At 63.9% G+C, this 25218-nt stretch carries 22 protein-coding genes; 14 read left to right on the top strand and 8 right to left on the bottom strand.

All coding sequences use genetic code 11. The features are described from left to right. The first annotated feature begins 87 nt into the window (after nucleotides 1–87). Together QNO08_RS14580 and QNO08_RS14575 are read left to right on the top strand one after the other, a co-directional pair. Complete coding sequence (locus tag QNO08_RS14580; RefSeq protein WP_229964765.1) at nucleotides 88–459, top strand: DUF4259 domain-containing protein; 372 nt, start codon at nucleotides 88–90, stop codon at nucleotides 457–459. Between the two features lie 66 nt (nucleotides 460–525). Further along, complete coding sequence (locus tag QNO08_RS14575) at nucleotides 526–1347, top strand: VOC family protein (RefSeq protein ID WP_229964766.1); 822 nt, start codon at nucleotides 526–528, stop codon at nucleotides 1345–1347. A gap of 303 nt (nucleotides 1348–1650) precedes the next feature. On the opposite strand, the gene QNO08_RS14570 is transcribed toward QNO08_RS14575, so the two are convergent. Beyond that, nucleotides 1651–2664, bottom strand: coding sequence for an EcsC family protein (locus tag QNO08_RS14570; RefSeq protein ID WP_229964767.1), 1014 nt, complete (start codon nucleotides 2662–2664; stop codon nucleotides 1651–1653). Nucleotides 2665–2807: 143 nt separating this feature from the next. Then, on the bottom strand, nucleotides 2808–3332 hold the full coding sequence (locus QNO08_RS14565; RefSeq protein WP_229964768.1) for a hypothetical protein: 525 nt from the start codon (nucleotides 3330–3332) through the stop codon (nucleotides 2808–2810). Between the two features lie 40 nt (nucleotides 3333–3372). Between QNO08_RS14565 and QNO08_RS14560 the strand changes: the two genes are divergently transcribed. The 3 genes from QNO08_RS14560 to QNO08_RS14550 all read left to right on the top strand — a co-directional run bounded on the left by QNO08_RS14560 (nucleotide 3373) and on the right by QNO08_RS14550 (nucleotide 6965). After that, complete coding sequence (locus QNO08_RS14560) at nucleotides 3373–3576, top strand: SDR family oxidoreductase (RefSeq protein ID WP_229964769.1); 204 nt, start codon at nucleotides 3373–3375, stop codon at nucleotides 3574–3576. Nucleotides 3577–3669: 93 nt separating this feature from the next. Next, on the top strand, nucleotides 3670–5100 hold the full coding sequence (locus QNO08_RS14555) for a DUF2252 domain-containing protein (protein ID WP_229964770.1): 1431 nt from the start codon (nucleotides 3670–3672) through the stop codon (nucleotides 5098–5100). A gap of 149 nt (nucleotides 5101–5249) precedes the next feature. After that, nucleotides 5250–6965, top strand: coding sequence for a thiamine pyrophosphate-dependent enzyme (locus QNO08_RS14550; RefSeq protein ID WP_229964771.1), 1716 nt, complete (start codon nucleotides 5250–5252; stop codon nucleotides 6963–6965). An 18-nt stretch (nucleotides 6966–6983) separates the two neighbouring features. Here the strand turns inward: QNO08_RS14550 and hpaH are convergent, their stop codons facing one another. Then, the gene (hpaH, locus tag QNO08_RS14545; protein WP_229964772.1) at nucleotides 6984–7766 is read right to left on the bottom strand and encodes a 2-oxo-hept-4-ene-1,7-dioate hydratase; all 783 of its coding nucleotides are present in this window, start codon (nucleotides 7764–7766) and stop codon (nucleotides 6984–6986) included. 170 nt (nucleotides 7767–7936) lie between these two features. Between hpaH and QNO08_RS14540 the strand changes: the two genes are divergently transcribed. The 9 genes from QNO08_RS14540 to QNO08_RS14500 all read left to right on the top strand — a co-directional run bounded on the left by QNO08_RS14540 (nucleotide 7937) and on the right by QNO08_RS14500 (nucleotide 20257). Beyond that, complete coding sequence (locus QNO08_RS14540) at nucleotides 7937–9706, top strand: ABC transporter permease (protein ID WP_229964773.1); 1770 nt, start codon at nucleotides 7937–7939, stop codon at nucleotides 9704–9706. Further along, nucleotides 9703–10845, top strand: coding sequence for an ABC transporter ATP-binding protein (locus tag QNO08_RS14535; RefSeq protein ID WP_229964774.1), 1143 nt, complete (start codon nucleotides 9703–9705; stop codon nucleotides 10843–10845). Before QNO08_RS14540 ends, QNO08_RS14535 begins: the two co-directional genes overlap by 4 nt. A gap of 14 nt (nucleotides 10846–10859) precedes the next feature. Beyond that, complete coding sequence (locus tag QNO08_RS14530) at nucleotides 10860–11903, top strand: ABC transporter substrate-binding protein (RefSeq protein ID WP_229964775.1); 1044 nt, start codon at nucleotides 10860–10862, stop codon at nucleotides 11901–11903. Nucleotides 11904–11958: 55 nt separating this feature from the next. Then, complete coding sequence (locus QNO08_RS14525; RefSeq protein ID WP_229964776.1) at nucleotides 11959–13575, top strand: bifunctional 3-(3-hydroxy-phenyl)propionate/3-hydroxycinnamic acid hydroxylase; 1617 nt, start codon at nucleotides 11959–11961, stop codon at nucleotides 13573–13575. A 16-nt stretch (nucleotides 13576–13591) separates the two neighbouring features. Further along, complete coding sequence (locus tag QNO08_RS14520) at nucleotides 13592–14536, top strand: DODA-type extradiol aromatic ring-opening family dioxygenase (protein WP_229964777.1); 945 nt, start codon at nucleotides 13592–13594, stop codon at nucleotides 14534–14536. 1 nt (nucleotide 14537) lies between these two features. After that, nucleotides 14538–15392, top strand: a complete 855-nt coding sequence (locus tag QNO08_RS14515; protein ID WP_229964778.1) for an alpha/beta fold hydrolase — start codon at nucleotides 14538–14540, stop codon at nucleotides 15390–15392. A gap of 73 nt (nucleotides 15393–15465) precedes the next feature. After that, complete coding sequence (locus QNO08_RS14510) at nucleotides 15466–16275, top strand: IclR family transcriptional regulator domain-containing protein (RefSeq protein WP_284155606.1); 810 nt, start codon at nucleotides 15466–15468, stop codon at nucleotides 16273–16275. Nucleotides 16276–16750: 475 nt separating this feature from the next. Next, entirely contained in the window at nucleotides 16751–18487 is a 1737-nt protein-coding gene (gene menD / locus QNO08_RS14505) for a 2-succinyl-5-enolpyruvyl-6-hydroxy-3-cyclohexene-1-carboxylic-acid synthase (RefSeq protein ID WP_229964780.1), read from the top strand. Nucleotides 18488–18628: 141 nt separating this feature from the next. Then, nucleotides 18629–20257, top strand: a complete 1629-nt coding sequence (locus tag QNO08_RS14500) for an HNH endonuclease signature motif containing protein (protein ID WP_229964781.1) — start codon at nucleotides 18629–18631, stop codon at nucleotides 20255–20257. A 101-nt stretch (nucleotides 20258–20358) separates the two neighbouring features. Here QNO08_RS14500 and QNO08_RS14495 read toward each other — a convergent pair whose 3' ends face one another. The 5 genes from QNO08_RS14495 to QNO08_RS14475 form a co-directional block, all read right to left on the bottom strand. Beyond that, nucleotides 20359–21132, bottom strand: a complete 774-nt coding sequence (locus tag QNO08_RS14495) for an amino acid ABC transporter ATP-binding protein (RefSeq protein WP_229964782.1) — start codon at nucleotides 21130–21132, stop codon at nucleotides 20359–20361. 5 nt (nucleotides 21133–21137) lie between these two features. Next, on the bottom strand, nucleotides 21138–21923 hold the full coding sequence (locus QNO08_RS14490; RefSeq protein WP_229964783.1) for an amino acid ABC transporter permease: 786 nt from the start codon (nucleotides 21921–21923) through the stop codon (nucleotides 21138–21140). 88 nt (nucleotides 21924–22011) lie between these two features. Continuing rightward, on the bottom strand, nucleotides 22012–22800 hold the full coding sequence (locus QNO08_RS14485; protein WP_229964784.1) for a transporter substrate-binding domain-containing protein: 789 nt from the start codon (nucleotides 22798–22800) through the stop codon (nucleotides 22012–22014). 153 nt (nucleotides 22801–22953) lie between these two features. Beyond that, nucleotides 22954–23742, bottom strand: a complete 789-nt coding sequence (locus QNO08_RS14480; RefSeq protein ID WP_229964785.1) for a basic amino acid ABC transporter substrate-binding protein — start codon at nucleotides 23740–23742, stop codon at nucleotides 22954–22956. Between the two features lie 153 nt (nucleotides 23743–23895). Next, nucleotides 23896–25215, bottom strand: a complete 1320-nt coding sequence (locus QNO08_RS14475) for an isochorismate synthase (RefSeq protein WP_231712021.1) — start codon at nucleotides 25213–25215, stop codon at nucleotides 23896–23898. Nucleotides 25216–25218: the final 3 nt, after the last annotated feature.

The raw sequence follows: 25218 nt of genomic DNA, 5'->3' as shown, positions 1-25218 counted from the left end.
CGGGAACCCTCGGGTTCCCGCTTTCGCTGTTTAAGCAGCCGTGCGCCGGTCAGGGAATACCTCTCCTGCGTCTGAAATACTCGCCGGATGGGTGCATGGGGACACGGAATTTTTGCCAACGATACTGCTGCTGACATTCGCGGGGAATACCGCGAACTTCTTGAGGACCAGGTTCCGGATGCGGAAGCGACCCGTCGTGTCATCGAGTCGTTTGCCTACCTCCGGGAGGACAGTCCGGCGGAGCTGTGGATAGCGCTGGCCGCGGCGCAGTACCAGGTGGGCCGGCCGGACGACGCGGTGAAGGCTTCAGCGCTTGCTGCGATCGACCAACGAGCCGGGCTCGAGGAGTGGGTGGAGGCGGGACCTGCCGACCTCGCCCTACGCGTCGCGGCGCTCCAGGAACTGCGTGATCAGCTCACCGGCCCGCAACCCGCGCGGAAAACGCTCCGCCGGCCGTGACAGGACGCCCCGGGGTACCCGTCGGTGGCTGCCACTACTAACCTGTAGCGGTGGAAAGGAGCCACGATGCAGAGGACCTATCCCGAGGGCGTGCCGAGTTGGATCGACACCGAGCAGCCCGACGTCGACGCAGCCGCTGACTTCTACGGCGAACTCTTCGGCTGGGAATTCGAGGACGCCATGCCGCCGGATGCGCAGGGCCGTTACCTGATAGCCAAGCTCGATGGCGCGGATGTCGGCGGGCTGGCCGGCAGCGATGAACCTGCCGCCGTGTGGAACACCTATGTTGCCGTCGACGACGCCGATGCCGCAGCGGGGCGGCTGGAGTCCGCGGGCGCCACGGTGAGATCCGGGCCGGCCGATGCGGGGGAGGGCGGCCGTGCCGCCGCGCTGGCGGATCCGGAGGGCGCCGAGTTCCGCCTCTGGCAGGCCCGACGCCGGTTGGGGGCCCAAGCGGTGAACGTGCCCGGGGCGTGGAATTTCAGCGATCTGCATACTGCCGACATCGGTGCGGCCAGTGGGTTTTACCGGGAAGCGTTCGACTGGCAGGCCGACGACCTCGGTTACGGATGGCTGATCCGCCGGTCCGGCTACGGCGACCATCTTGAGGCGACGGTCGATCCCGGCATCCGGGCGCGGCAAGCGGAGATCTTTGTCCCTCCCGGATTTGAGGACGCGATCGCCTGGTACGTGGATGCCGCCCCCAACGACCAGCCGCACTGGCATGTCACCTTCGCCGTGGCGGACCGCGACCAGACGGCTGCTCTCGCGGAGCGGATCGGCGCCAGCGTCCTGCGCCAGAGCGATGAGCAGTGGTCACGGACCGCATTGATCCGCGACCCGCAGGGTGCGGAGTTCACGGCCAGCCAGTTCACGCCGTCGGGCTGAGCCGGCCCCCCATGGCGGAGCCACTGCAGCGCGCGGATTACCCGTTGAGCGACCAAACGGCACACCGCGGCAAATGAGAAAGGACATGCCTTCAGGAGCCTTTTGTTCGCAATCGACCACAAATGCACACGATAAAGTGCGCCACTTTTTGTCAGGGTGTTCTAACTGGAGACCGGATAACAAAATGTTGGCACCAGGTCTCTTCGTCAGCTGATCGCAGGTCGCGGTTTCGGGCGCATATGTTCACCGGAGGGCAGGTCGCCTGCAAGTGGAGAAGCTCAGAGGCTGATCGAAAGCCGTTACTTACAAAGCACCAGTTTGGATTTCGTCCTCCGGATCGATCGCCAGCGCCGCCGGCAACGGCAACCCATATTTGTCGCACAGGAATCTGGTCTGGCAATACCGTTGGGCGTCGGAAGCCACGTTGCCGAGGATCGCAGAATTCATACCAGCGCCGATGAGGACGCCTACGAGCGGGACAACTTTGGCGACGTTCTGAACTGGCACTCTGGCACCGGCCGGCCCCAGCTGCTGTATTAACTTCTCGAGGGCGGCCAAAAGACGGTGGTCCTGGCGGAGTTTCTGCGACCATTTGACGCGTCCCTTGACCGCGTCTGCAGCCCGTGCAGCATGACGCAGCGGCTCGGCTTTAGCCGCCTGCGCCATGAAGGATCGGTTTACCAGGCGCTGAATGAAGATCTGCTCAGCAGGGTCCTTCGCGTCGTAGCCGTAGGAGTACGCGATGCGCGATGCGATCGACGAGCTCAGAACCTGGATGACGAGGATGTCCGCCGTCATCGCCACGGGTATCCCGGCGACTGGGACCATAGCGAGCAGGCCCATGATGCCGCCCTCGAACGCGCCAGCGGTTCGCCACCTAAGGGCGTTCAAGGTCAGCAGTCGATCGCAAACCTTGAGGTCTTGCTGTTGCAGTTCGCTGAATATCCCGATGTTGAGGCCCCGCTTGCGAGCGAGCTTCTCGACGCTCTTCGGGTCGTTAAGCTCAAGGGCCCAGTCGTTCACCAGTTCCAGAAGCGCTGTAGCCCCTTCAACCGCCGGTCGCACGGACTTGATGGCGACGGCTTCGCCTGCGCGACGGATAGGGTTCATGACTGCCTCTGGCACGGCGTCCGAAACTCGGTTCGCGGCGTTGCCCGCTATCTCACCGCTGCGGTTGAGAGCGGTGCTCGCCCAGTTTGGCAGGCCGCGGCGGTTGTTGCGACGCTGCCAGTGCTTGTTGAGTGCCTCCCACACCTGTCCCTCGTACGTGCTCATCAGGGCTGGCCCGTCGAGAAGCGGGGCGGTGTAAATGCTCATTCAAGCTCCGTTTTCACTTTTTGGCTGGTGAACCATGACGCTACCAGCCCGTCTACTGGATAACGCCAAGGCTGTTAGCAGGGTGTTCTAGTGCCGACGCCTACGACGTGGGAAGGACCGTGTTTCCCATTCTGCAAACATGGCTAGGGGGTGGCAGCCGGCAGACTCAGTCCCGTTTGCTCCTCACACCGCATCTTCGCAGTGAGATAGGTCGTCAGGTCCTCCTGGGTTTTGCCTTTGGCGAGGGAAATCTTCGTTGTCAATAATTCAATTTCTGTAACGTTGCGCATTACTGCCGCTTGGAGAGCCTCCTGGGTTATAGGTCCTTCCGCGTCGTAGCTAAGGAATGCCTCTTCGGCAGCGAGGTAAGCGTTCTGGCAGGGTGCGGGCATCGCCTGAACGGTTTCGGTAACTGTGCGCGTCACAATCTCAGGTTCAGGCGTGCCACCGTAGCCGATTGCCGCGCCTGCCACCAACGCAACAAGTGCGACGGCTCCGAATTTAGCGGCAGCTGTCCTTTTACCGGATTTGCGCGGAACCTCCGGCTGAGTCATCGTCAATTCCTGCGGGGGCGCTGGAGGGGAGTTGTCCGTGTAATTCAATGAAGCTTCCTTGCGGTCAAGTCGGAACGGGCTGAGAAGGCTGCTGCCCGTTTGTTGCTTAATCATTATCCGCTGAGAGTTTGCCAACTTAATTCGGTATGTTTCCGTGAGAGGCGCCCTGACCGAGGCATTTCACCGCAGCTTTGCGATCAACCGGATGGGTGAACCGTCCGACATCGCCAAGGCGGTGGTCTTTCAGGCCTCCGATTACGCCGGCTGGATTACCTGCACCGATCTCCTGGTCGACGGCGGGACCCACCTGCGGGGGATGCCGGACTATGCCGGCCATCTCCGCGGCGGGACGGGCTAATTCCGGGCGGGACGTTGACGGCTGGCCGTGGCGAGACCACAATCGCACTGTCCAATCGGACGGGTTCCTGACGATAAAGGGAGATCGCCGATCATGGCCGTGAAGAAAATCGAGCACCCTACCGTGGAGGAACGGGTTGCAAAGGGCAGGGGAAGCCGGGAAAAGACGCCCCGCTCCAGCCACGCCGGTTGGAAGCCCGCCCCCGACCGGCCCGATCCGGTCGCGCTCCTGGAGGAACAGAACCTCACCCGGGATCAGGATCTCGTGCCGGTGCGGCACGGCCGGATGCTGGCCTCCCCGTTCACGTTCTACCGGGGCGCGGCAAAGATTATGGCCGCAGACCTGAAGGACACGCCGCGGGCGGGGCTGCGCGTCCAGTTGTGCGGAGACGCCCACCTGTCCAACTTCGGACTGTTTGCCTCGCCGGAGCGAAACCTGCTGTTCGGCCTGAACGATTTCGACGAAACCCTTCCGGGGCCGTTCGAGTATGACGTCAAGCGGATGTCGGCAAGCTTCACGATCGCGGCCCGGAACAACGAGTTCACCGAAAAGGAAACGCGGGAGGCGACTCTCACGGCGGTTAGGGCCTACCGCGAAGCGATGACCGAATTCTCGCAGATGCGCACCCTGGACATCTGGTACGCCCGGCTGTCCGAGGAGTTGCTGGAAACTCTGCAGACGGGCATGTCCTCCCAGAAGGGCAAGGACTCGAAGGAATCCCGGAGCATTGAAAAGGCGGTGCGGAAGGCTGCCGCTAAGGCCCGCACCCGGGACAGCCTGCAGGCACTCTCCAAGCTCGCCGAGCGGGTGGACGGGAAATACCGGATCGTCAGCCAGCCGCCTATCGTCATTCCCCTCCGGGATCTGGAAGACGCGTACGGCATGTCCGGTGATGAGGTTCAGCAAGCGCTTCGTGAGCAGTTCCGGTCCTACCGGGCCACATTGCAGGCTGATCGGCGTGACCTGCTCGAGCGCTTCGAAGTCATCGACGCCGCCCGCAAGGTCGTGGGTGTCGGCAGCGTCGGAACCCGGGCGTTCATCGTGTTGCTCCAGGGCCGCGATCAACAAGATCCCCTGTTCCTCCAGATCAAGGAGGCCAGGAGGTCAGTGCTCGAGGATCACTTGCCCAAGAGCAGGTGCAGGCAGCCAGGCGAGCGCGTTGTGCAGGGGCAGCGGATGATGCAGGCGGCAAGCGACATCTTCCTGGGGTGGACCAAGGGCGTGCAGGACAACCGGTTCCTGTACTGGCGTCAGCTGCGGGACATGAAGGGGTCCCCCGTTGTGGAAGCGATGCGTCCGGCCGGCCTGACGTTTTATGCCCAGGCCTGCGGCTGGACCCTGGCGCGGGCGCACGCCCGATCGGGCGACCCGGTTGCGATTGCCGCCTACCTCGGCAAGAGCGACAAGTTCGACCTTTCAATCACCGATTTCTCCGAGCGCTATGCCGATCAGAACGACCGGGACTACCAGGATTTCGCCGCTGCCGTCGGATCGGGCCGCTTGGAAGCAACCGAGGGCGTTTAGCGCGCGGACTCGGCCGTCGTAACACTTCCCAAGTGCGGGTATTATGATCCCACCTCAGGACCAAGCAAGCGCTTCGCTGGGGGATTCAGACCAGTCGTTGACAGCATGACGGCTAAAAACCGATGTATCCGAGCAACGAAAGTGAATTGATGACAACGACGTCAGGGCTGCCTCAGGCATCCTCCATTTCCCGCGTGCCAGCTCCCTCCACGGCGGGAGCAACCGATGCCCCGGCAACAAAGTCGGCGGGCCACGTGATTGTCGATTCGCTGGCCGCCCATGGGGTGGAGCGGACCTATGTGGTGCCCGGCGAGAGCTTCCTGGACGTGCTGGACGGCCTGGCCGACTCGCCGATTGAAACCATCGTGTGCCGGCACGAGGGCGGGGCCGCCTACATGGCAGAGGCCGCCGGCAAGATGCAGCAGCTGCCGGGGATCGCCATGGTCACCCGTGGACCGGGCGCCGCCAATGCCCACGTTGGCCTGCACACGGCCTGGCAGGACTCCACACCGATGGTGCTCTTTGTCGGACTGATTCCGTTTGAGCACCGGGACCGCGAGGCGTTCCAGGAGTTCGACATCAAGGCCTGGTTCGATACCGGAGCCAAGCGCGTGATGGTGCTGGACCACCCCGAGCGGGCGTCCGAAATTGTGGCCGAAGCGATCTTCGCCGCGATGAGCGGCCGGCCGGGCCCCGTCGTCGTCGGCCTTCCCGAGGACATCATCCGGCAGGAAATCAGCGCCGTCCTGCATCCGCCGATTCCCGTCGCCCCCGGCGGCATGACCGTGACGGACTGGAAGGCGCTGAAGGCAGCGCTGAAGGACGCGGAGAAGCCGCTGTTCGTGACCGGCGGCAATGACTGGACGCAGGAAGGGGCGGATGCCCTGACCCGGTGGCTGGAGGAACACCACCTGCCCGCCGCCGCGGAGTGGCGCTGCGAGGGCACCGTGCCCTTCGACTCGCCCTCCTACGTCGGGCCAATCGGCTACGGCCGGCCGAAGCCCACCTACGACCTGCTCGAGGAGACCGATCTGCTGGTCTTTGTCGGCACCGTGCCCGGCGACGTGCTTACCGACGGCTTTGTGGTCCGGCAGGACTGGGCGAAGAAGAACTTCCTGGTCTCGATCGATCCCTCGCTGCGCGGCCGGTCCGGCCCCGTCTCCTATCAGATCGTCGCCAAGCCGGACGTCTTTATCCGTGACCTGGTGCTGATGGACCTGCCGGTCAAGGAGGAGTGGAAGGCCTGGACCGCCCGCATGCGCGGCGAACAGGAGGCCTTCGCCGCCCTGCCGCCGGCCGCCCCCGGCACCGGACAGGCGCGGATGGACACGCTGATGGCGCACCTGGTGCCCACCCTGCCAGACGACGCCGTGGTCACTCTGGGCGCGGGCGAGCACACCAACTGGGCCCACCGGTACTTCCCGACCAAGCGGTACGCCTCCATGCTCAGCGCCCGCAACGGGTCAATGGGCTACTCCGTGCCGTCGGCGGTCGCGGCCTCCCTGACCTATCCGGGCCGGCGCGTGGTGACGATTGCCGGCGACGGCGAGTTCCTGATGAACGGCCAGGAGCTGGCCACCGCCGCCCAGTACGGGGCCACCCCGCTGGTGATCGTGATGGACAACCAGGAATACGGCACCATCCGCACCCACCAGGAACGCCACTATCCGGACCGGGTCTCCGGCACCCAGCTGAAAAACCCCGAGTTCGCACTGATGGCCCAGGCCTTTGGCGGCTTCGGCATCAAGGTGGAGCGCGACGCGGACGTGCCCGCCGCTGTTGAAGCTGCGCTCCGGGCCATCGATGAGGACAAGACCTTCGCGCTCATCCACCTTGTTGTGGAGCAGCGGGTTCGGGCCTACTGAGGAAGGGGACCGCGGACTCTATTCAAAACGGCAGGTAATCGTTCCCAGCTTTCCGTAGTCGGCGAAGATGGTGTCTCCCTGATATACCCAGAGCGGGCGGGTGAAGGAGCCGGCGAGAACGATCTCGCCGGCCTTGAGGCCGTCTCCGTGGGCGGCCAGTTTATTGGCGAGCCAATACACGCCAGCGGCGGGGTGGTTCAGGACTCCGGCGGCGACGCCGGTCTCCTCCACAGTCTGGTTCCGGTAGAGGATCGCTGAAATCCAGCGCAGGTCCACATCCTGGGGCCGGACGGGGTTTCCACCGACGACCATGGCACCCATCGCGGCATTGTCACTGATGGTGTCCACAATGGTGCGGCCTTCCATCTCAATCCTCGAGTCCAGGATCTCCAGGGCAGGAACAACGTACTCGGTGGCCCTCAGTACGTCGAAGATCGTGGCGCCCGGACCTGTGATGTCCTCGTTCAACATAAACGCGAGCTCGACCTCCACACGCGGGTGGGTGTACTGGTCCCACCGAATGATGCTGCCGTTCTCCAGGACCATGTCCTCAAAGATGATCCCGTAATCCGGTTCGGTAATTCCGGTGGCAGCCTGCATTGCCTTGGACGTCAGACCAATTTTGTGGCCGGCCAGGCGCCGCCCGCTGGCCTCGGATCGCTGGCGCCAGAGGTTCTGGACACGGTAGGAGTCCTCGATGGTCATCTCCGGGTGCCGGGCGGTGAGCCGCTTTACCGGGACGCGCGTCCGACCTGCCACAACCAGTTCGTCGGCAATTGATTCAATCTCACGTTCATTCATGGGGTCCTGGCTCCTTGGCATGAATCTGCCGGCATGTGACACGGGCCGATTTATGCACTCGTTGGGTTTGCTGACTTGAGGTGATCCATGTCACCATGCTTACACACTCGTACGATATACGAAATCGTTGTACGCAATGCGTACAACGATTAAGCAGAGAATGGAGGGCCATGAGCACGCTGACCGCCCCGCGTCCTCGTCCAGTCATCCGACCCGCAGCGGCGGTCGGCATGATCATCAAGACCATCAGCCTCCTCGTCTTCACGTGGCTGTTCGTCTGGCCGTTGGGGATGCTGGTGTACGGGGCGTTCAATTCTTCGCCCTTGTCCGGGAATCAAACCTGGACGCTCGCGGGCTTCCAAAGGGTCCTGACCGACCCGGACACCTTTGGCTCCCTCGGGGCAACGATGGTCTATTCGATAGTCATCACGGTCTTGTCGATGGCGGTGGCCATCTTTTTCGCCACTGTCACCACGCGCATGGACGTGCCGTTCCGTCGCCTGATTACGCCCGTCATGGTCATTCTGGTAGCCATGCCGACGGTGCTGTACTCGCTGAGCTGGGCAATGCTGGGAGCCGGGCCGGCCGGAATGATCAACAAATTCCTGGATGCGATAAGTCTGGACTCCCTTGCCGCGGCCTTCACCACCCGAAGCTGGTTTGGCCTGGTGCTGGTGACCGTCCTTAAAGCCAGCGCGTTGGCCTACATGATCATCCTGGGTGCCTTCCGGAACCAGAACTCAGCACTGGAAGAAGCGGCGCGGATCAGCGGGGCCGGCAGGATGCGGTCTTTCATCGGAATCGAGCTCCCCGCACTGCTCCCTGCGCTCGGCGCGGCCAGCCTGTTTATCTTCGTCAAGGGTCTCGAGGCTTTTGAGACGCCAGCTGTGCTGGGGCAGCCCGCGGGCATAGAGGTTTATGCCACGCACATTTACGACTACCTGCGAGGCGGCTACGAGGCGGACTATTCCGCTGCCTCGGCCTCCTCTCTCGTGATCGTCCTGATCCTGGCGGTCCTGGTCCTCGCGCAGCTGAAGCTGACCGGCGGCGGCAGAACCTACACCTCCGTCGGAGGGCGGTCAAAAGGGGCTGCCCTTCGGAAACCGGGAAGGTGGACGGTACTTGTTGTCGCGATGACGCTGTTCTACTTCTTCATTGCGCTCGTCCTTCCGATCATTCAGGTCGTGCTCAGTGCCTTTCAGCCCTACCTCGGTTCTCAGGAGCTGACGACGCAGAACTTTGAGAGGCTCCTCGAGACTCCCAACGTGATGCGCGCGTTGCGGACCACAATCATCGTTTCCACCGTCGGCGGCCTCCTGACCGTGGTGCTGGCATTGGTGGTGAGCTTCGCGTTTGTTCGCATGCGGGGAAGGCTCGGCCGGTTCATCCAGCTGGCTTCCTGGGTTCCCGCCGCCATGCCCGGTCTCGTTCTCGGCCTCGCGTTCCTTTGGTCCGTCCTGATGACGCCGGGAACCCGGCCGCTCTATGGAACCGTCTGGATCCTCGTCATCGGACTTGCAGTGGCAACCGTTCCCTTGGCCACCCGAACCCTGGAAGGTGCACTGGCCCAGATCAGTGTCGACATGGAGGAGGCGTCACGCATCGCCGGTGACAGTTTTCTCCGCGCCGTGACAACCGTCACCGTTCGCCTCATGGGACCCAGCCTCATTTCCGCCTGGTTCCTCGTGGCCATCACCATGTCCGGCATCTTGGACGTGCCCATCCTGCTGGGCAGCGCCAGCACCGAAATGATCTCCACCATCAGCTTCGGCTTCTACAACAGCGGCGAGACCGTCCTCGCCTCAGCCCTCTACGTCATCTTCACCTGCGCCATGGCCGGACTGGCAGGGATCGCCTTCCTCGCATGGTTCATTGTCCGCACGCTCGTCAGCCGCTCAGTCACCCGGCCGCGAGCGGAAGAACTAGGAGTCACCTCATGACCAGCATCAGCATCAAAAACCTGCACAAATCGTTCGGCGCCAAGACTGTCTTGGACCACGTTAGTCTCGAGGTCCATGACGGCGAGTTTGTGTGCCTCCTGGGTCCATCCGGCTGCGGCAAGAGCACACTCCTCCGAGCGATAGCCGGATTGGAAAGCCCTGAGGGCGGTACCGTCTACCTCGGCGACGACGCCGTGTTCGACGGCGAGAACGGCATCAACAAGGCCCCCGAACAGCGCAAGCTCGGCATGGTGTTCCAGAGCTTTGCCCTCTGGCCGCATAAAACCGTCTTTGAGAACGTCGCGTATCCGCTGAAGCGCTCGAAAACGCCGAAGGCTGAAGTCCTCGAGCGGGTCCGTGAAACGCTCGTCATGGTGGACCTCTGGGAACATCGCGACTCCTACCCCGGAACCCTGTCCGGCGGCCAGCAGCAGCGCGTTGCCTTGGCAAGGGCCGTCGTGCCTCGGCCGCGGCTCCTGCTCCTGGACGAACCGCTGTCCAGCCTCGACACGAACCTGCGTGCCCAGATGCGCCGGGAAATCCGCCGAATTCAGCAGCACCTCGGTGCGACCGCCGTCTACGTCACCCACGACAAGGAAGACGCCGGGGGCCTCGCCGACCGGGTCCTGGTGCTGCAGGACGGAAAGATTGTTCAGCAGGGAGCCCCCCGCGATGTCTTCGTGGCTCCAAAAACGGCCTTCGTCGCCGAGTTTGTCGGCTTTGACAACTTCTTTGAAGCGACAGTTGTCGGCCCGGACGGCGACGGTACGGCGGTGGAAATCGGAAACGGCAACCGCATGCACGCTGTCGGCCTCTCGGCCCCCGTACCCGGAAGCAAAGTCACGGTGGCTATCCGTTCACGGCTCGTACGGGTATCTCCCCACGACGGAACAGGCACACCTAACGCCTTCGTGGGAACAGTCATCTCCAAAGCGCATCTGGGGGACGACGTCGAGATTGTCGTCAGCGACGGCGTCGCTGAAATCGTTGCCCGGGTTCGGCCCGGGTACGCCCGCGACATAGAGGTCGGCCAGCAAGCCGCGGCCCAGCCGCCGGAGGGGACCTGCGTCATCGTCGACGGCGTGCGCAAGGGCGCCACGAGCACACCTACTTCCATCGCCGTCCCTGCGCACGCCTAAGAAAGGCCAAGAATATGAAGCATCCGAAGAAGCTCGTTACCTTCGCGGCAGCCGCAATGATGCTGCTCACTGCGTGCGGCGGTGATGCTGCGGCCCCCGAAGCCGTGACTGCAACTACCGTCGCGGAGCTCTATGAGGCAGCTAAATCAGAGGGGCAGGTTACCATCTATGGTCCCACGGAGGATCTTTATGGTGCCGTGTATGCGGACTTCAAGAAGGAATATCCCGGTATTGAGCTCGTCACCTCGGACATCTTCGGCCAGGAGCTCGACTCCCGGTTGGAGGGCGAGCAGGTGGCCGGCGGATTCGAAGCCGACCTGGTCCATATTGGTGTCTCTGATGTCGAACGCTATAACGACAAGGGCTATCTGGCCGCCTACAAACCCATGGAAGCAGACGCACTGGACGCGGCCTTTGTCGGTCCTGACGACAGGTGGAGCGTCCCCTCTCAGCACCTGTACGCCACCGCGTACAACACTGACGTCCTCTCGGCAGAAGAGATGCCCGCAACCTGGGATGAGCTCGGAGGTTCCGCGTTGTCCGGGCAGATTGCCACTTCGAATCCCAAGCAGAGCGGTGTCGTTCCGCAGATGATTTCCGCCGCGATGTCTGCAGGAACCATCGATGAAGATTGGATCGACGGCTTCAAAACCGACGCCAGCCCGAAAATCTACCCGTCAGTGGCCAACGCGCTCCAGGCAACGGTCACCGGGGAAACCGCGGTTTCGTTCGTGGCCGGCTATGGCAGCTACATGCGCCAAGTCGCACAAGGTGCTCCCCTGGAATTCGTTGCCATGGAGGACGGCGCTTTCTTTTCGGACGTAGCCTACGGGGTCCTTGACGGCGCACCGCATCCGAATGCCTCCCGCCTTCTCGTGAGCTGGATGTTCAGCGAGGCCGGTCAGGCGTCGGTCGCCGAGCACGTCTTCGAGTTTGGGACCATGCCCAACGCACCGAAACCCGAGGGTGCCGAGGAACTTGGCGACCCGGTACGCCTCTCGTATCCCGGCGGCGAAAAGTACCGCTCCGCCCTTGAGCTGCTGAACACCAAGTTCTAAACGGCCTGTCCGGGGACGCCTCCAGCCTTCCTCCCCTTATCTAGGAGATTCACCAGTGAACACCGAAGTACTTATCGTCGGAGCCGGTCCCTGCGGCATCACGATCGCCAACCTTCTCGGCGTCTACGGCATTCAAACCACAGTGATCGACAAGGCCGAAGCCGTGGTCGACTATCCCCGCGGCGTCGGCGTCGATGACGAGTCGCTCCGGGTCTTCCAGGCCTGCGGGCTGGGGACGGAAGTGCATTCTGACATGATCCAGAACCAGTCCCTGATCTGGTTCGATTCCAACCTCACCAAGCTGGCCGAGATCGCACCCTCGGGGCAGCCGTTCGGCTGGCCGCGGCGGAACTCCTTCCTGCAGCCAATGCTGGAAAGGAAACTCAGAACGGGCCTTGACCGCTTCGGGCACGTTGAACTCCTGCTCGAACGGGAACTGGTCAACCTTGAGCAGACCCAGGATCAGGTTCTGGCCACGATTCGCACCAAGGACGGCATGGAGGAGACCATCAGCGCCCGGTATGTGGTCGGCGCCGACGGCGGACGAAGCCTGGTCAGGAAGTTGATCGGTGCAACCTTGGAGGGTAAGACGCTCGGCGCACGTTGGCTGGTTGTCGACATCCGCAACTCGACCTATCACGCCCCGTTCTCCGGCAACTACATCAGCAGTGACCGCCCCTTCGTGTCGATCGACCTGCCGTACGGCTACCGAAGGTTCGAATTCAGGCTCAACGACAACGAAACGGACGAGCAGATGGTCCGACCGGAAGAGGTGGAGAAACTCATCCGGGCCCACTTCAACTGGACCGGTCCGATGCCGGGCCTTGAACGCGCCCGCGTCTACTCGCACCATTCCAGGGTGGCGAACCGATTCCAGGTTGGACGCGCCTTCCTCGCCGGCGATGCGGCCCACCTGCAGCCGCCATGGTTCGGGCAGGGCATGAACTCCGGCATCCGCGACGCAGCAAATTTGGGTTGGAAACTCGCAGCCGTCGTGCGCCACGGCATCTCCGCGGAGGTCTTGGAGACCTACGGCCAGGAGCGGCGCGGCCACGCCCGCGCCCTGGTCGAACTGGCAACAACATTGGGAAAGGTTTACGGGCCCAAAACGAAACTGGGCGAAAAAGCGCGGAGCTATGGCCTGCGTGCGATGCAGCGCATCCCGGCGTCGCGCGATTACCTCCTCCAAATGAAATTCAAGCCCATGCCGTTCTATGCGGAGGGCGTTGTGCTGGACCCGTCCGCGAAGGATCCCGTAGGCAGGATGTTCATCCAGCCCGATGTCGAGTCGGCCGACGGGGCGCGGGCGAAACTGGACGAGGCTGCCGGAGACTGGTTCGCAGTCATCGGCATCAACATCGATCCTCTCGATCACCTCGACGATGAGCACGCCGACTACTGGCGGAAGATCGGGGCCAGGTTCCTTCGGGTGAACCGCTCACGGGCCGGCCAGCATCTGCTGCAGACCGGTACGGAGACAGTGCTGCTCGATGACCTGCAGGGCGGTTTTCGAGATTGGGGCCGCGGGCGCGAAAACTGGGAAATTCTGGTGCTCCGGCCGGACCGCTATCTCGCAGCAACATGTTCGCGGGCGGATGCCAACGACATGACTGAACGTTTCAGCGCTGTATTGCCGCTGAAAGCCAAAACGCCCCAAACCACCAACCGCTAAAGAGGAGTCCACCACGATGGCACAAATCATCGGCTACGTCGCCATGTCTCATTCGCCCTTCTGGGACGAGTCCTTTGACATCACAGGACCGGGATCAAAGTTTGCGGCCGGTGCCGCGTTGATCAAGGAAAAGGTCCAGGACCTCAATCCCGACCTGATCGTGATTTTCGGACCGGACCACATGCGCAACTTCTTTTTCGATTTGATGCCGGCATTCTGCATTGGCGCCGGCGAAGTCGTGAGTTTCGGCGACTACGGCGGCCACAAGGGCCATCTTCCGCACATGGGCGGCATAGGTCGCAAAATCGTGGACAGTGTGCGGGGACGCAACTTTGACCCGGCCTTCTCGCTGCGCATGGGCATTGACCACGGCATTGTCCAGCCGTACGAGGTGCTGCTTCCGGAAATGACGACGCCGGTTCTGCCGATCATGGTCGACTGTGGCGCCGAGCCACGGCCGTCCATGCGCCGGGCTCACGAGTTTGGCCGCGCCGTCGGCGAGTCCATCCGGGCGCTGGACGAGGATCTGCGCGTTTTGGTCATCTCCTCCGGCGGGCTGTCGCACTGGGTGAAGGCCGCCTCGCCCTACGACGAATCCATCGATGACCAGACCCGCGAGTTCCTGATCGATGGCCGGGACACGGTCGTCGAATACAACGCCGCCCGTGAAGCGGGTTTGGCCGAACGCATTGCTGCAGGCCACGAAGGGGACATCAACGAAGAATGGGACCGCTGGTTCCTCGACAAGATGACCTCCGGAGATCTCGAGCCGCTGTTGGCGATGGATACCGAGGAAATGGAACGAATCGCGGGCAACGGCGCCCACGAGGTCCGGACCTGGATTGCGGGCCTCGGCGCCTGGAACGGACCCGTCGAAACTGTCGCGTACGAACCGGTGCACCGTTGGGTCACCGGAATGGGCCTTGTGGCCGCGTTCACCGAATCAACCAGGAACGACTGATATGAGTATGCAAGCAGCGCCCGGTTTCAGCACGGACCCCTTCTTCGGGTTGGAAGACCAGTGGCTCCAGACGGCGCCGGGGGAGTTGACCCACTACCACGGCGCAGGCGACGGCGTGCCGGTGGTGTTCCTCCATGGGTCAGGCAGCGGAGTCTCCGCAGCGGCCAACTGGTGGCTCAACCTGCCGGAACTTTCCGAACACTGCCAAACGATCGCCATCGATCTGCTCGGTTTCGGCCAGACGACCGCTGCGGACGGTGCCCTCTACGGGATTAAGGCTTGGGTGGAACATGTGGTCCGCGTCCTCGATGCCCTGGGCATCGAAAAGACCTGGCTGGTCGGCAACTCCCTGGGCGGTTGGGTCGCCTTCCAATTTGCCATTGACCATCCGGAGCGGCTGGCCGGCATCATCTCGATGGGCACGGGAGGTGCCCCGCGCACCAAAGCGTTGACAAGCCACGCACGCCCCACTATGACGCCCGCCGGCATACGCGAAGCCCTTTTGGACTTCGTCGTGGACTCTTCGCTGGTGACTGATGAACTGGTAGACGCACGCTACGCGGCTGCCTCCACTGCGGGTGCGGCCGAACGGTTCCGGGCGGTCATCGCTGCCCGCGACGTCGACCGGGAACAACTACCCCTGGATATTGGCGTCCTCTCCGCTCTGGACATTCCGGTGCTGCTTATCCATGGGCGTCAAGACCGGGTTATTCCTCTCAGTCGCAGTCTGCAGCTGGCCGAGGCTATCCCCCATGCTGATCTCCATGTGTTTTCGCAGTGTGGACACTGGAGCCAGGTGGAACGCGCCCCGGCTTTCAACGCGCTGGTGTCGGCGTATCTGGCAACGCACAGCTAAATTGGACAGTCACGCGAAATTCGTGTGCACAGGCGCCGTCGGCAAATCTCTGATGCGGCGCGGGGAAGGCAACGTGGATCAAAGCAGGTTCGTACATCCGATCTCATCCAGTGATTATGTGCAGTCCCTGGACAAGGGGCTCGCGGTCATCAAGGCGTTCAACAGCGAACGGCGAACCATGACGCTTACGGAAGTGGCAACCGCTACCGGGCTGTCCAAGCCCAGCGCCAGGCGATTTCTGCTGACTCTTCACGCGTTGGGCTATGTCTCCCAGACAGAAAACCGGTTCCGCTTGAGTCCCCGCGTGCTTGACCTCGGCGGATCCTATTTGACGTCCGGCGAACTTCCGGGCATCGTCAACCCGTTTTTGGCGGACCTGAATGCGGAACTGCGGGAGGCCTGCTCGGTCGGAGTGTTCGACGGCGACAACGTTGTGTACATCGCGCGGGCATCGGCACAAAAGCGCATCATGACCTTCAATGTGCAAGTGGGAACACGCATCGATCCGGTGATCACTGCACTCGGCCGGGTCCTGCTCGCGTACCTGCCGGAGCCGGATCTCAAGGCGTACCTCGATCGGAGAGAGCAACTCGCGACGCTGCCCCACTTTGCGGACGACGACGGACTACGCGAGGACCTCGCGCTCATACGCGAACGCGGGTGGTGCCTCATGGATCAGGAAGTTGAAGTCGGCGTCCGCACAATCGCAACTCCTTTGAAAAATGTCGAAGGGGTCGTTATTGCCGGGATCAACGTTGCGGTGCACACCGAACGCGTTTCCATGGAACAACTCGAGCATGAGGTTCTCCCGAAGCTCCTTGAAACACGAACACTCATCAATGAAGCTATGGCGGAATATGGCCCGGGGCTGACAAGCAACTGAACGTAGTTGTACTCTGCGGCTGTCTTGGGATCCGCTCATTGTGGGCAGTGCCGCGAACCTACGTCCAGGCACTTCCGTGGCGTTGATCAATGGCTGACAGCCCCACATTGCCCAGAGCAACACCGTCGATCGTGATTGCCCAGTTGCGCCTCGACACTGTCAATGGAAGTTGGGAGCTGATGTAGTCACGGGCCTGAGCGATGGTGGCCGGGTGGGCATTGCCAAATTGCGTCTCAAAGTCCGGGCTCTGCCGGATGCAGCGCACAGCGCGTGTGCGTCTCCAAGAGTCCAGGGGCGAAGTTCGACGGTCATAGCTCTTATCGTGCCCGACGAGTAGCGGCCGCCATCAATTTGCCCGTTAGCCGATCGGCATACGGCACGTTCCAGCCGCCTTGCTGCGGGAGAACAGGCCGGAAGAGCCTGCCTAAGGAACATCCGGACGTCACCCGTCGCCCTCAAACCCTAGGATAGAACGGTGACCGGAACCTCGAAGTCCCCCAGCCCGTCCTCCGCCTCCGCCGGATCCGAGCCGACAGCGGGAAGCAACCTCAGCTCGCTGCAGGCCGCCCGCTCCGCGGTGGCCGCACTGACCGCGGCAGGGGTGACCGACGTCGTCATTGCCCCGGGATCGCGCAGCGCCCCGCTGGCCTACGCGCTGGCGGAGGCCGAGGTACAGGGACGGGTGAAGGTGCACGTGCGGATCGACGAACGCGTCGCCGGGTTCACCGCGCTGGGCCTGGCCCGCGGCGGACACCGGCCGGCCGCCGTCGTCACCACCTCCGGCACCGCTGTGGGCGAACTGATGCCCGCCGTAATGGAAGCCCACCACGCCGGCGTGCCGCTGGTGGTGCTCTCCGCCGATCGGCCCGCCGAGCTGCACGGGACCGGCGCCAACCAGACCACCGTCCAGCCGGGGATCTTCGCCGAGTTTCCCGCCTCCACCGCGAATGTCCGTGCCGGAGACGATCCCGCCGGAGCCATCGGCGCCGCCTTCGACGCGGTCAGCGCCGGCAGCCCGGTGGGGCCGATCCACATCAACCTGCAGTTCCGCGACCCGCTGATTCCGCAGGACGGCGACACCGCCGAACTGGCAGTCCCCGACGCCGAAACCCCAGCTGAGCTCCCCGCCGAACCCGCCGCCACCGGCCGCGAGGCAGCGGCCCTGGCCAACCACCCCGGAACTCACCGCGCCGTGGTCATCGCCGGCGACGGCGCCGGCGAGATCGCGGCCCTGTTTGCCCGCCGCGCCGGACTGCCGCTGCTGGCCGAACCGTCCTCGAACGCCCGCTTCGGCCCCAACGCGATCGCCGCCTACCGGCTGCTGCTCGAGGAGCTGGGCCCGGAGATCGAGCGGGTGGTGGTCTTCGGCCGGCCCACGCTGTCCCGTCCGGTCGCCGCGCTGCTGGCCCGCCGCGACGTGGAGAAGGCGATCTATGTGCCGCGCCCGGTCAACTGGTTCACCGCCGGCCGCCGGCCCGAAACCATCATCACCGACCTGGCCGGACTCTTCGACTTCGCCGGCGAAGGCACCCCCGGCTGGCTGGAACGCTGGCAGGCCGCCTCCGCCGCGGCGTCGGCGGCGCTGTCCTCCCTGCTCGAGGGCCGGAGCGAGCTGAACGGCCTGCACGTCGCCGACCTCGTCTGGGACCACACCGACGGCAACCTGGTACTCGGCTCCTCCAACCCGATCCGCGACCTGGACCTGATGGCCGCCCCGGACTGGCATCCGCTGGACGTCTACGCCAACCGCGGGCTGGCCGGCATTGACGGCACCATCGCCACGGCGTCGGGCATCGCGCTGGCCAACGGCATCCCCACCCGGCTGCTGCTGGGCGACCTGACTTTCCTGCACGACGCCGGGGCCCTCCTGCTCGGCACCGGGGAACCGGAGCCGGACCTGCAGATCGTGGTGCTGAACGACGGCGGCGGCGGCATCTTCGCCACCCTGGAGCACGGCGCGCTGGGGGAGGAGCAGACGGAGTACACCGCCGTCGTCGAGCGCTTCTTCGGCACCCCGCACACCGTGGACGTGTCAGCGCTGGCCGCCGCCTACGGCGTGCCGCACCGGCTGGTCCGCAGCATCGACGAGCTCGACGCCGCCCTGGACGCCCCGGTCGCCGGCCGCTCCATCCTGGAGGTGCCGGTGCAGCGGGCCTCGCTGCGGGAGCTGCACGCGAAGGTCAAGCGTGCGGTGCAGGAAGTGCTCGCCTAAGCCAGATGAGTATGAGGGCAATCCAACCAGGTGATGCCACTCAAAAGACGGGTATTTGGAGGGGGCGAAAAGGGTCCAGTTTGGGCGGTTTTGGGCTTTTTTCGAAGCGGAAATGTCAGAGGCGGGTGAAAGCCTGAAGGCATGGATCAGCACAGGAGAAATCCCGGCACGGATGCCGGGCCTGAACAGGCTGCGGAACCCCGCAGTCTGGCGGTCTATGAGGCTGAGCTGGTCCCTGGCACTGTCTCCGCCGACGGTTCGTTTCCCTTCGCCGACGGCCCCACGGATGCCGAATCAGCCTCCGCGCCGGTATACCGGGACGGGTTCACCGGGTCGTTGGCCTTGCAGGGTGTCGAGGCCCTGGACGATGAAGCAGCCAGCGCGGTCCTCACACGGCTGGATCATGTGATCCGGTGGGCGCAGGCGCAGCAGGCCAAGGTCCTGCACCGCATCGAAACTGTTTACCGGGAGGACATTCGGTCCGCGACCGGAACCATCGACCCCCAGCTGGCCTTCAGCCTCGCCGCCTCGGAAGCGGCGACCATCCTGCAGTTGCCGTACAACACCGGGAAACGGCTCATGGTCCAAGCTGGAACCCTATGCCAGACCCATACCGCTACCCTGACGAAGCTGCAGGACGGCGGCATCAGCTACGGACATGTCCAGACAGTGCTGGAACAATCGGTCGGTGTGCCGCGCCCGGCAGTGCCGGACTTCGAGGCGAAGCTGCTGGAACTGGCGGACGGACAGACTCAGCCCCAGTTTGGTGTCCGGGCCCGGCGGCTGCGGAAAAAGGAGTACCCCGAGACCATCGTGGAGCGGCAACTCACTGCGTTTGAGCAGCGGAAAGTGTGTCTGGAACCGGCTCAGGACGGCATGTCCTGGCTCTCAGCGTTGCTGCCTGCGGAGAAGACGCAAGTAATCTTCACCCAGCTGTGTCAGGCCGCCCGGGGTGAGCAGGCCGCCGGGGACCCACGGACGGTGGATCAGCTGCGCGCGGACATTCTGCAGGATCTGCTGCTCAACCGCGGCGGCCACACCTGCGGCACTGCGAGCGCAGGGAAAGCCGATAAAGCAGCCGGGTCGAACATTGCCAGCGCCAAGGGTTCCCGCGCCACGAAGGATTCCAGCGCCAACGATTCCAGCACCACCTGCACCGGCGGCGGAGCCAAGGCCCGGGCCGAAATCCTGGTGCTGATCACCGCCGAAACCCTCTGCGGTGCCGACGACCAGCCCGCCGAACTGCACGGGTACGGCCCGATCAGTCCGCAGACCGCACGTCGGATGGCCCGCGAGGCCGCGAAATGGACCCCGGTGGAGCGGGATCCGGACACCGAGGAAATCCTGAGGGTGGGTCGAAGACGGAAAGTCCCCTCAGGGTTGAAGCGTTGGCTGCGGGCGCGGGATGGGACCTGCCGGTTTCCGGGGTGCCGATCGAACGTGGTGATTTCCGAGATCGACCACACCAAACCCTGGGCGCAGGGTGGGGCAACGGATCACGACAACCTCGAGCATCTCTGCCGGCGGCACCACATGTTCAAAACCGAGGGCTTCTGGAAGGCCCGACAACCCGAGCCCGGCATCATCGAGTGGACGTCACCAGCCGGCCGGACCTACCGGACCGAACCGCACTTCTCCCTTGCATCCGATGCCTCCGACGCCGAGAAACCTCCCGGACCTCCACATCGGGCCCAGCCGTATTTCCCGATCCGGAACGTGCCGGAGAGCGATGGCCCGGATGACTACGGCGGAAACACACCGCCGTTCTAGGTGCCTTTCCCTCGTGCATCTCCGCCGCCGTCCCGGCCAAAACAAAAGCAGCCCTCCCGCACGCCATGTGCGGGAGGGCTGCTGCGTCCAGGCGTGAAGTCCTAGAGCACCTTGGAGAGGAACTCGCGGGTGCGGGGGTGCTGCGGGTTATCCAGCACATCGCTCGGACGGCCCTGCTCGACGACGACGCCGCCGTCCATGAAGACCACGCGGTCACCGACCTCGCGGGCGAAGCCGATCTCGTGGGTCACCACCATCATGGTCATGCCTTCCTCGGCCAGATTGCGCATGACCGCGAGCACGTCGCCCACCAGTTCGGGGTCCAGGGCGGAGGTGGGCTCGTCGAAGAGCATCATGTCCGGATCCATGGACAGCGCCCGGGCGATGGCCACGCGCTGCTGCTGGCCGCCGGAGAGCTGGGCGGGGAAGGCGGCGCCGCGGTCGCCCAGGCCCACTTTGTCCAGGTTCTTGCGGGCGATCTCCTCGGCCTCGGCCTTGCCGCGCTTCTTGGCGCGGCGCTGGGCCAGGGTGAGGTTGCGCAGCACGTTCAGGTGCGGGAAAAGGTTGAACTGCTGGAACACGATGCCGATCCGGGTGCGGACCTTGTCCAGGTCCGTCTCGGGATCGGTGATGTCCACGCCCTCCACCAAGATGGTGCCGCTGGTGGGCTCCTCCAGACGGTTGACGCAGCGCAGCAGGGTGGACTTGCCGGAACCCGACGGGCCGATCACGCAGACCACTTCACCCTGGTCCACGTGGAAGTCGATGCCCTTGAGGACCTCGTTGGAGCCGAAGCTCTTGTGCAGGTTCCGCACTTCAATGGCGGGCACCGCGTTGCTGGCGGCGACGGGGGAGCTGAATGCTGCAGTGCTCATGGCAGTCACCGGCCTCTCTGGTTGTGGCGTTCAAGCCTGGCCACCAGCTGCGTGAGCGGCAGCGTGATGATCAGGTACATCAGGGCGGCCAGCACCAGTGGAGTGGCGTTGGCATTCTGCGAGACGGCGTCGCGGGCGAACGTGGTGAGTTCACGGTCCGCCAGCGCCATGCCGGCGATGAACAGCAGCGAGGTGTCCTTGATCAGGATGACCAGCTCGTTGGTCAGCGGCGGCGTGATGATGCGGAAGGCCTGCGGGAGGGTGACCGACACCATGGTCCAGGCCGGGCCCATGCCCAGGGACCGGGCCGCTTCGATCTGGCCCGGCGGAACCGCCTGGATGCCGGCGCGGATGGTCTCGGCGATGTAGGCGGCGGACACGACGATCAGGGCGATCAGGCCGGCCCCGGCGTTGCCGCCCGGCGGACGCCAGGAGAACGCGATCGGCACGGCGAAGGCAAAGGCGAAAATCACCAGCAGGGCCGGCAGGCCGCGGAAGATTTCAATGTAGGCGGTGGCGGCCCAACGGTAGGGGGCCACGGGGGACAGCTTCATCAGGGCCAGGATCAGGCCGAGAATCAGGCCGCCGGTAAACGCGATCGCGGTGTAGATGATGGTGTTTTTGGCGGCCACCGTGATGATGGTCGGGAATGCTTCCTTGGCCACTTCGGGGTCAAAGAAGTTCACCCCGATGGCTTTCCAGTCCGCAAGCAGGACTACGGCCAGGACGACCAGGATAAAGACGGCATACAGGACGCCCCGGAAGAGGCGTCTGCGGGTGGAGGGTTTCAAGGTGGAGCCTTCCGCGGAAGATATGTGTGGCGCCGTCCCGGATTAGATCGCAACCCGGGACGGCGGAACGTTCAGTGCTTGTCAGTGCTTATTCAGCAAAGTACTTATCGTAGATTTCTTGGTACTTGCCGTTGTCCCGAAGCTCGGTCAGCTGGGTGTTGATCTCTTCGATCAGGGCCGTATTTTCCTTCTTGGTGGCGAAACCGTAGGACTCGTCCGTCTCGTACTCTTCAACAATGTCGAAGTCGCCGTCGGCGGTATGCGCCGTGTTCACTGCGATGTCCTGCAGGACCGCGTCGACGCTTTCACCCTGAATGGCCTGGAACAGTTCGCCGTCACCGGGGTACTCGATGATTTCGGCATCCTGGACGTTTTCCTGTGCGTAGGCGGCACCGGTGGTGGACTGCTGCACGCCAACCCGCTTGCCGGCGAGATCCTCAATGCCCTGGATATCCGATCCCTTAGGAACCATCAGGGTCTGCAGGGAGTCGTAGTACGGGTCGCTGAACAGCAGCTTGTCGGCACGCTCGGGCGTGATGGTGACGGCGCTGGCGCTCAGGTCGCACATCCCCGCGGTGACGGCAGTCCCGCCCTGGATGGCTTCAAAGCCCTGCTGCTGGATTTCCATTTCCAGGCCCATCCCGGTGGCGACCTCCCGGATCAGGTCGATATCAAAACCGGTGTATTCCCCGTCCTCCACATACTCGAACGGTACGTAGGGGATCTCGGAGCAAACGGTCAGGGTGCCCTCGGAAACCAGTCCGAGTCCGGAGTTGGCACCGGACTCGCTGGAGGAATCATCTCCACCGCAGGCGGTCAGCGCCAGGGCGCCCAGAGTCACTGCGGCAAGGGCGGTTCTGCGTGCTTTTGTCAGCATGGATCTATAACCTTTTCGTGGACGGAGCCAGTGGCGATTGCCCCTTCAAAAACAGATGAAAGCAATCTAGATTCTACGCAGGTCTGATTTCAGCGGACGCATTGACGGCGGAAATCCGTCCGTCCGTCGGGCAGGCGGTTGGCGCAGATGCGCCTATTCCGTGAAGTACTTGTCGTAAAGCTCGGTGTACTTTCCATTTTCACGCATGGCGGCGAGCTGCTTGTTGACCTCTTCAACCAGCTTCTCACTGCCTTCCTTCTTCATGGCCAGGCCGTACGCCTCACCGGTGGGGTAAGTGGCAACGATCCTGAAGGAATCACCGTCCGTGTGGGCAAGGTTTACGGGCAGATCCTGCAGGACGCCCGCAATGTTGCCTGCCTGCAGCGCCTGGAAGAGTTCGGCGTCAGTCTGGTAGGAGATGATTTCGGTGTCGGAGGGCGCGTTGTCGCGGGCGTAGCTTTCACCGGTGGTGCCCTGCTGGATGCCGATCTTCTTGCCGGCCATGTCCGCCAGGGACTTGGCCGTGGAATCAGCCGGCACCAGCAGCGACTGCAGCGAGTCGTAGTAGGGGTCGGAGAACGCCAGGTTCTTCTCGCGTTCCGGGGTGATGGAGACTGCCGCGGCAATCAGGTCGCACTGGTTGGCGGCGAGGACGGTGCCGCTCTGCAGGCCGTCAAAGCTGGCGTTCTGCACTTCCAGCTCGAGGCCCATGCCGGCGGCGATTTCCCGGGTCAGGTCCATGTCGAAGCCGGTGTATTCGCCGTCGTCGCCCACGTATTCAAAGGGCTGAAACGGAACGTTGGAGCAGACGGTCAGCGCACCCTCGTTGACCAGAGGGATTCCGGACTCCGTTTCCGCCGTATCGCCGCCGCTGCAGGCAGTTGCGGTCAGGGCGCCGAGAGCCAGGACGGCTGCAAGTGCGGTGCGTGCTTTGTTCAGCATGGGAAAACAACCTCAGATCGGAAAAAGACGGGACCAGTTCCGGCGAACCGGAGCACATCAGGCCTGCATAAATATGCAGGCTCCCTCAATTGTACGCACTCCCGGGAGGTCCTTCTACACGTCGTTGGTCACACCGTCAAGGGGCGGATTCCGCTAGGACCCCTGCACCGCACCCACGGCCCGGTCCAGGTCCAGCGCTTCGAGCATGGGCCGAAACTTGCTCCAGGTCTCCGCCAGTTCCGCTGCCGGGTTCGACCCGGCCACAATGCCGCAGCCGGCATACAGGCGCACGGTGCGGGGACCCTCGATGACGGCACCGCGCAGGGCGATGCCCCATTCGCCGTTGCCTTCGGCATCCATCCAGCCGACCGGCCCGGCATACGGCCCGCGGTCCATGTGCTCAAGTTCGCTGATCAGCTCGCCGGCAACGCTGGTCGGAAAACCGCAGACGGCAGCCGTGGGGTGCAGTGCCTCCACCAGTGCCAGCGAGGTGGGAATCCCCCCGTCGGCGCCGGGAGCCAGATCCGCGGCGACGTCGGACGCCAGATGCCACACATTGGGCAGTTCCAGCACGAAGGGCTCGGTGTGCGAAGTCATCGACGAGGTGAACGGTTCCAGCTGGCGGGTCAGCGAATCGATGGCGATCTGGTGCTCGTGCCGCTGCTTGTCCGAGCCGGCCAGCACCCGCTGCGCATATTCCGGATCGTCCGCCGGCGCGGTGGCCCGGTCCAGGGTTCCGGCCAGGACGCGGGCGCGGGCGACACCGTTTTCCACCTTGATCAGCATCTCCGGCGTGGAGCCGATCAGCCCGTCCACCGAGTAGGTCCAGCAGCTGCGGTAGCGCAGGGCCAGCTCGCGCAGCACCTGCGCCGCGGAAACCGGGGATCCCAGCGAGGCCACGATGTCGCGGGCCAGGACGATCTTGCTCAGGTCTCCGGCGTTGATGTGCGCCACCGAGCGGGCGACGGCGTTCTTCCACTCGGCCTCGCTGAGGTTGCCGGGCAGAATTTTGTCTTCGGGATCCGGTTCCCGGGCCACCGGCACCTCGTCCAGGTAATGGGCCAGGGCCGCCTGCGCGGTGGCCAGGCTCAGCTCGGCGTCGGGGTCCGCCGTCGTCTGGGTGATCCAGGCGACGCCGTCGCGGCTGCCGACAATGATCTCCGGAACCACCAGCCGGGATTCAAAGGGGGAGCGCTTGGAAAAGCCGAAGGAGCCGAAAGCGGCCAGTCCGCTGCCGGGAACGACCAGCGGATTCTCGACGTCGGCGTCGGAGGCGAGCTTCAGCCACCACTGCTGAGCGTCGGCGAACCGCTCCGGGCCGCTGGCGGTGAACCGTGCGCTTTCACCGAAGCCCACCAGCCCCTCACCGCTGCGGATCCAAGCAAGCTGGTCATTGAGGACCAGGTACTCCAGGAGCCCGATTGTGGCGGACAGCTCACCAATGGGCACGGTCAGGGAACGCAGGGTGGTCATAAT

Source organism: Arthrobacter sp. zg-Y820, from assembly GCF_030142155.1.
Lineage (GTDB): Bacteria > Actinomycetota > Actinomycetes > Actinomycetales > Micrococcaceae > Arthrobacter_B.
This window is presented reverse-complemented; position numbering and strand designations above follow the sequence as displayed.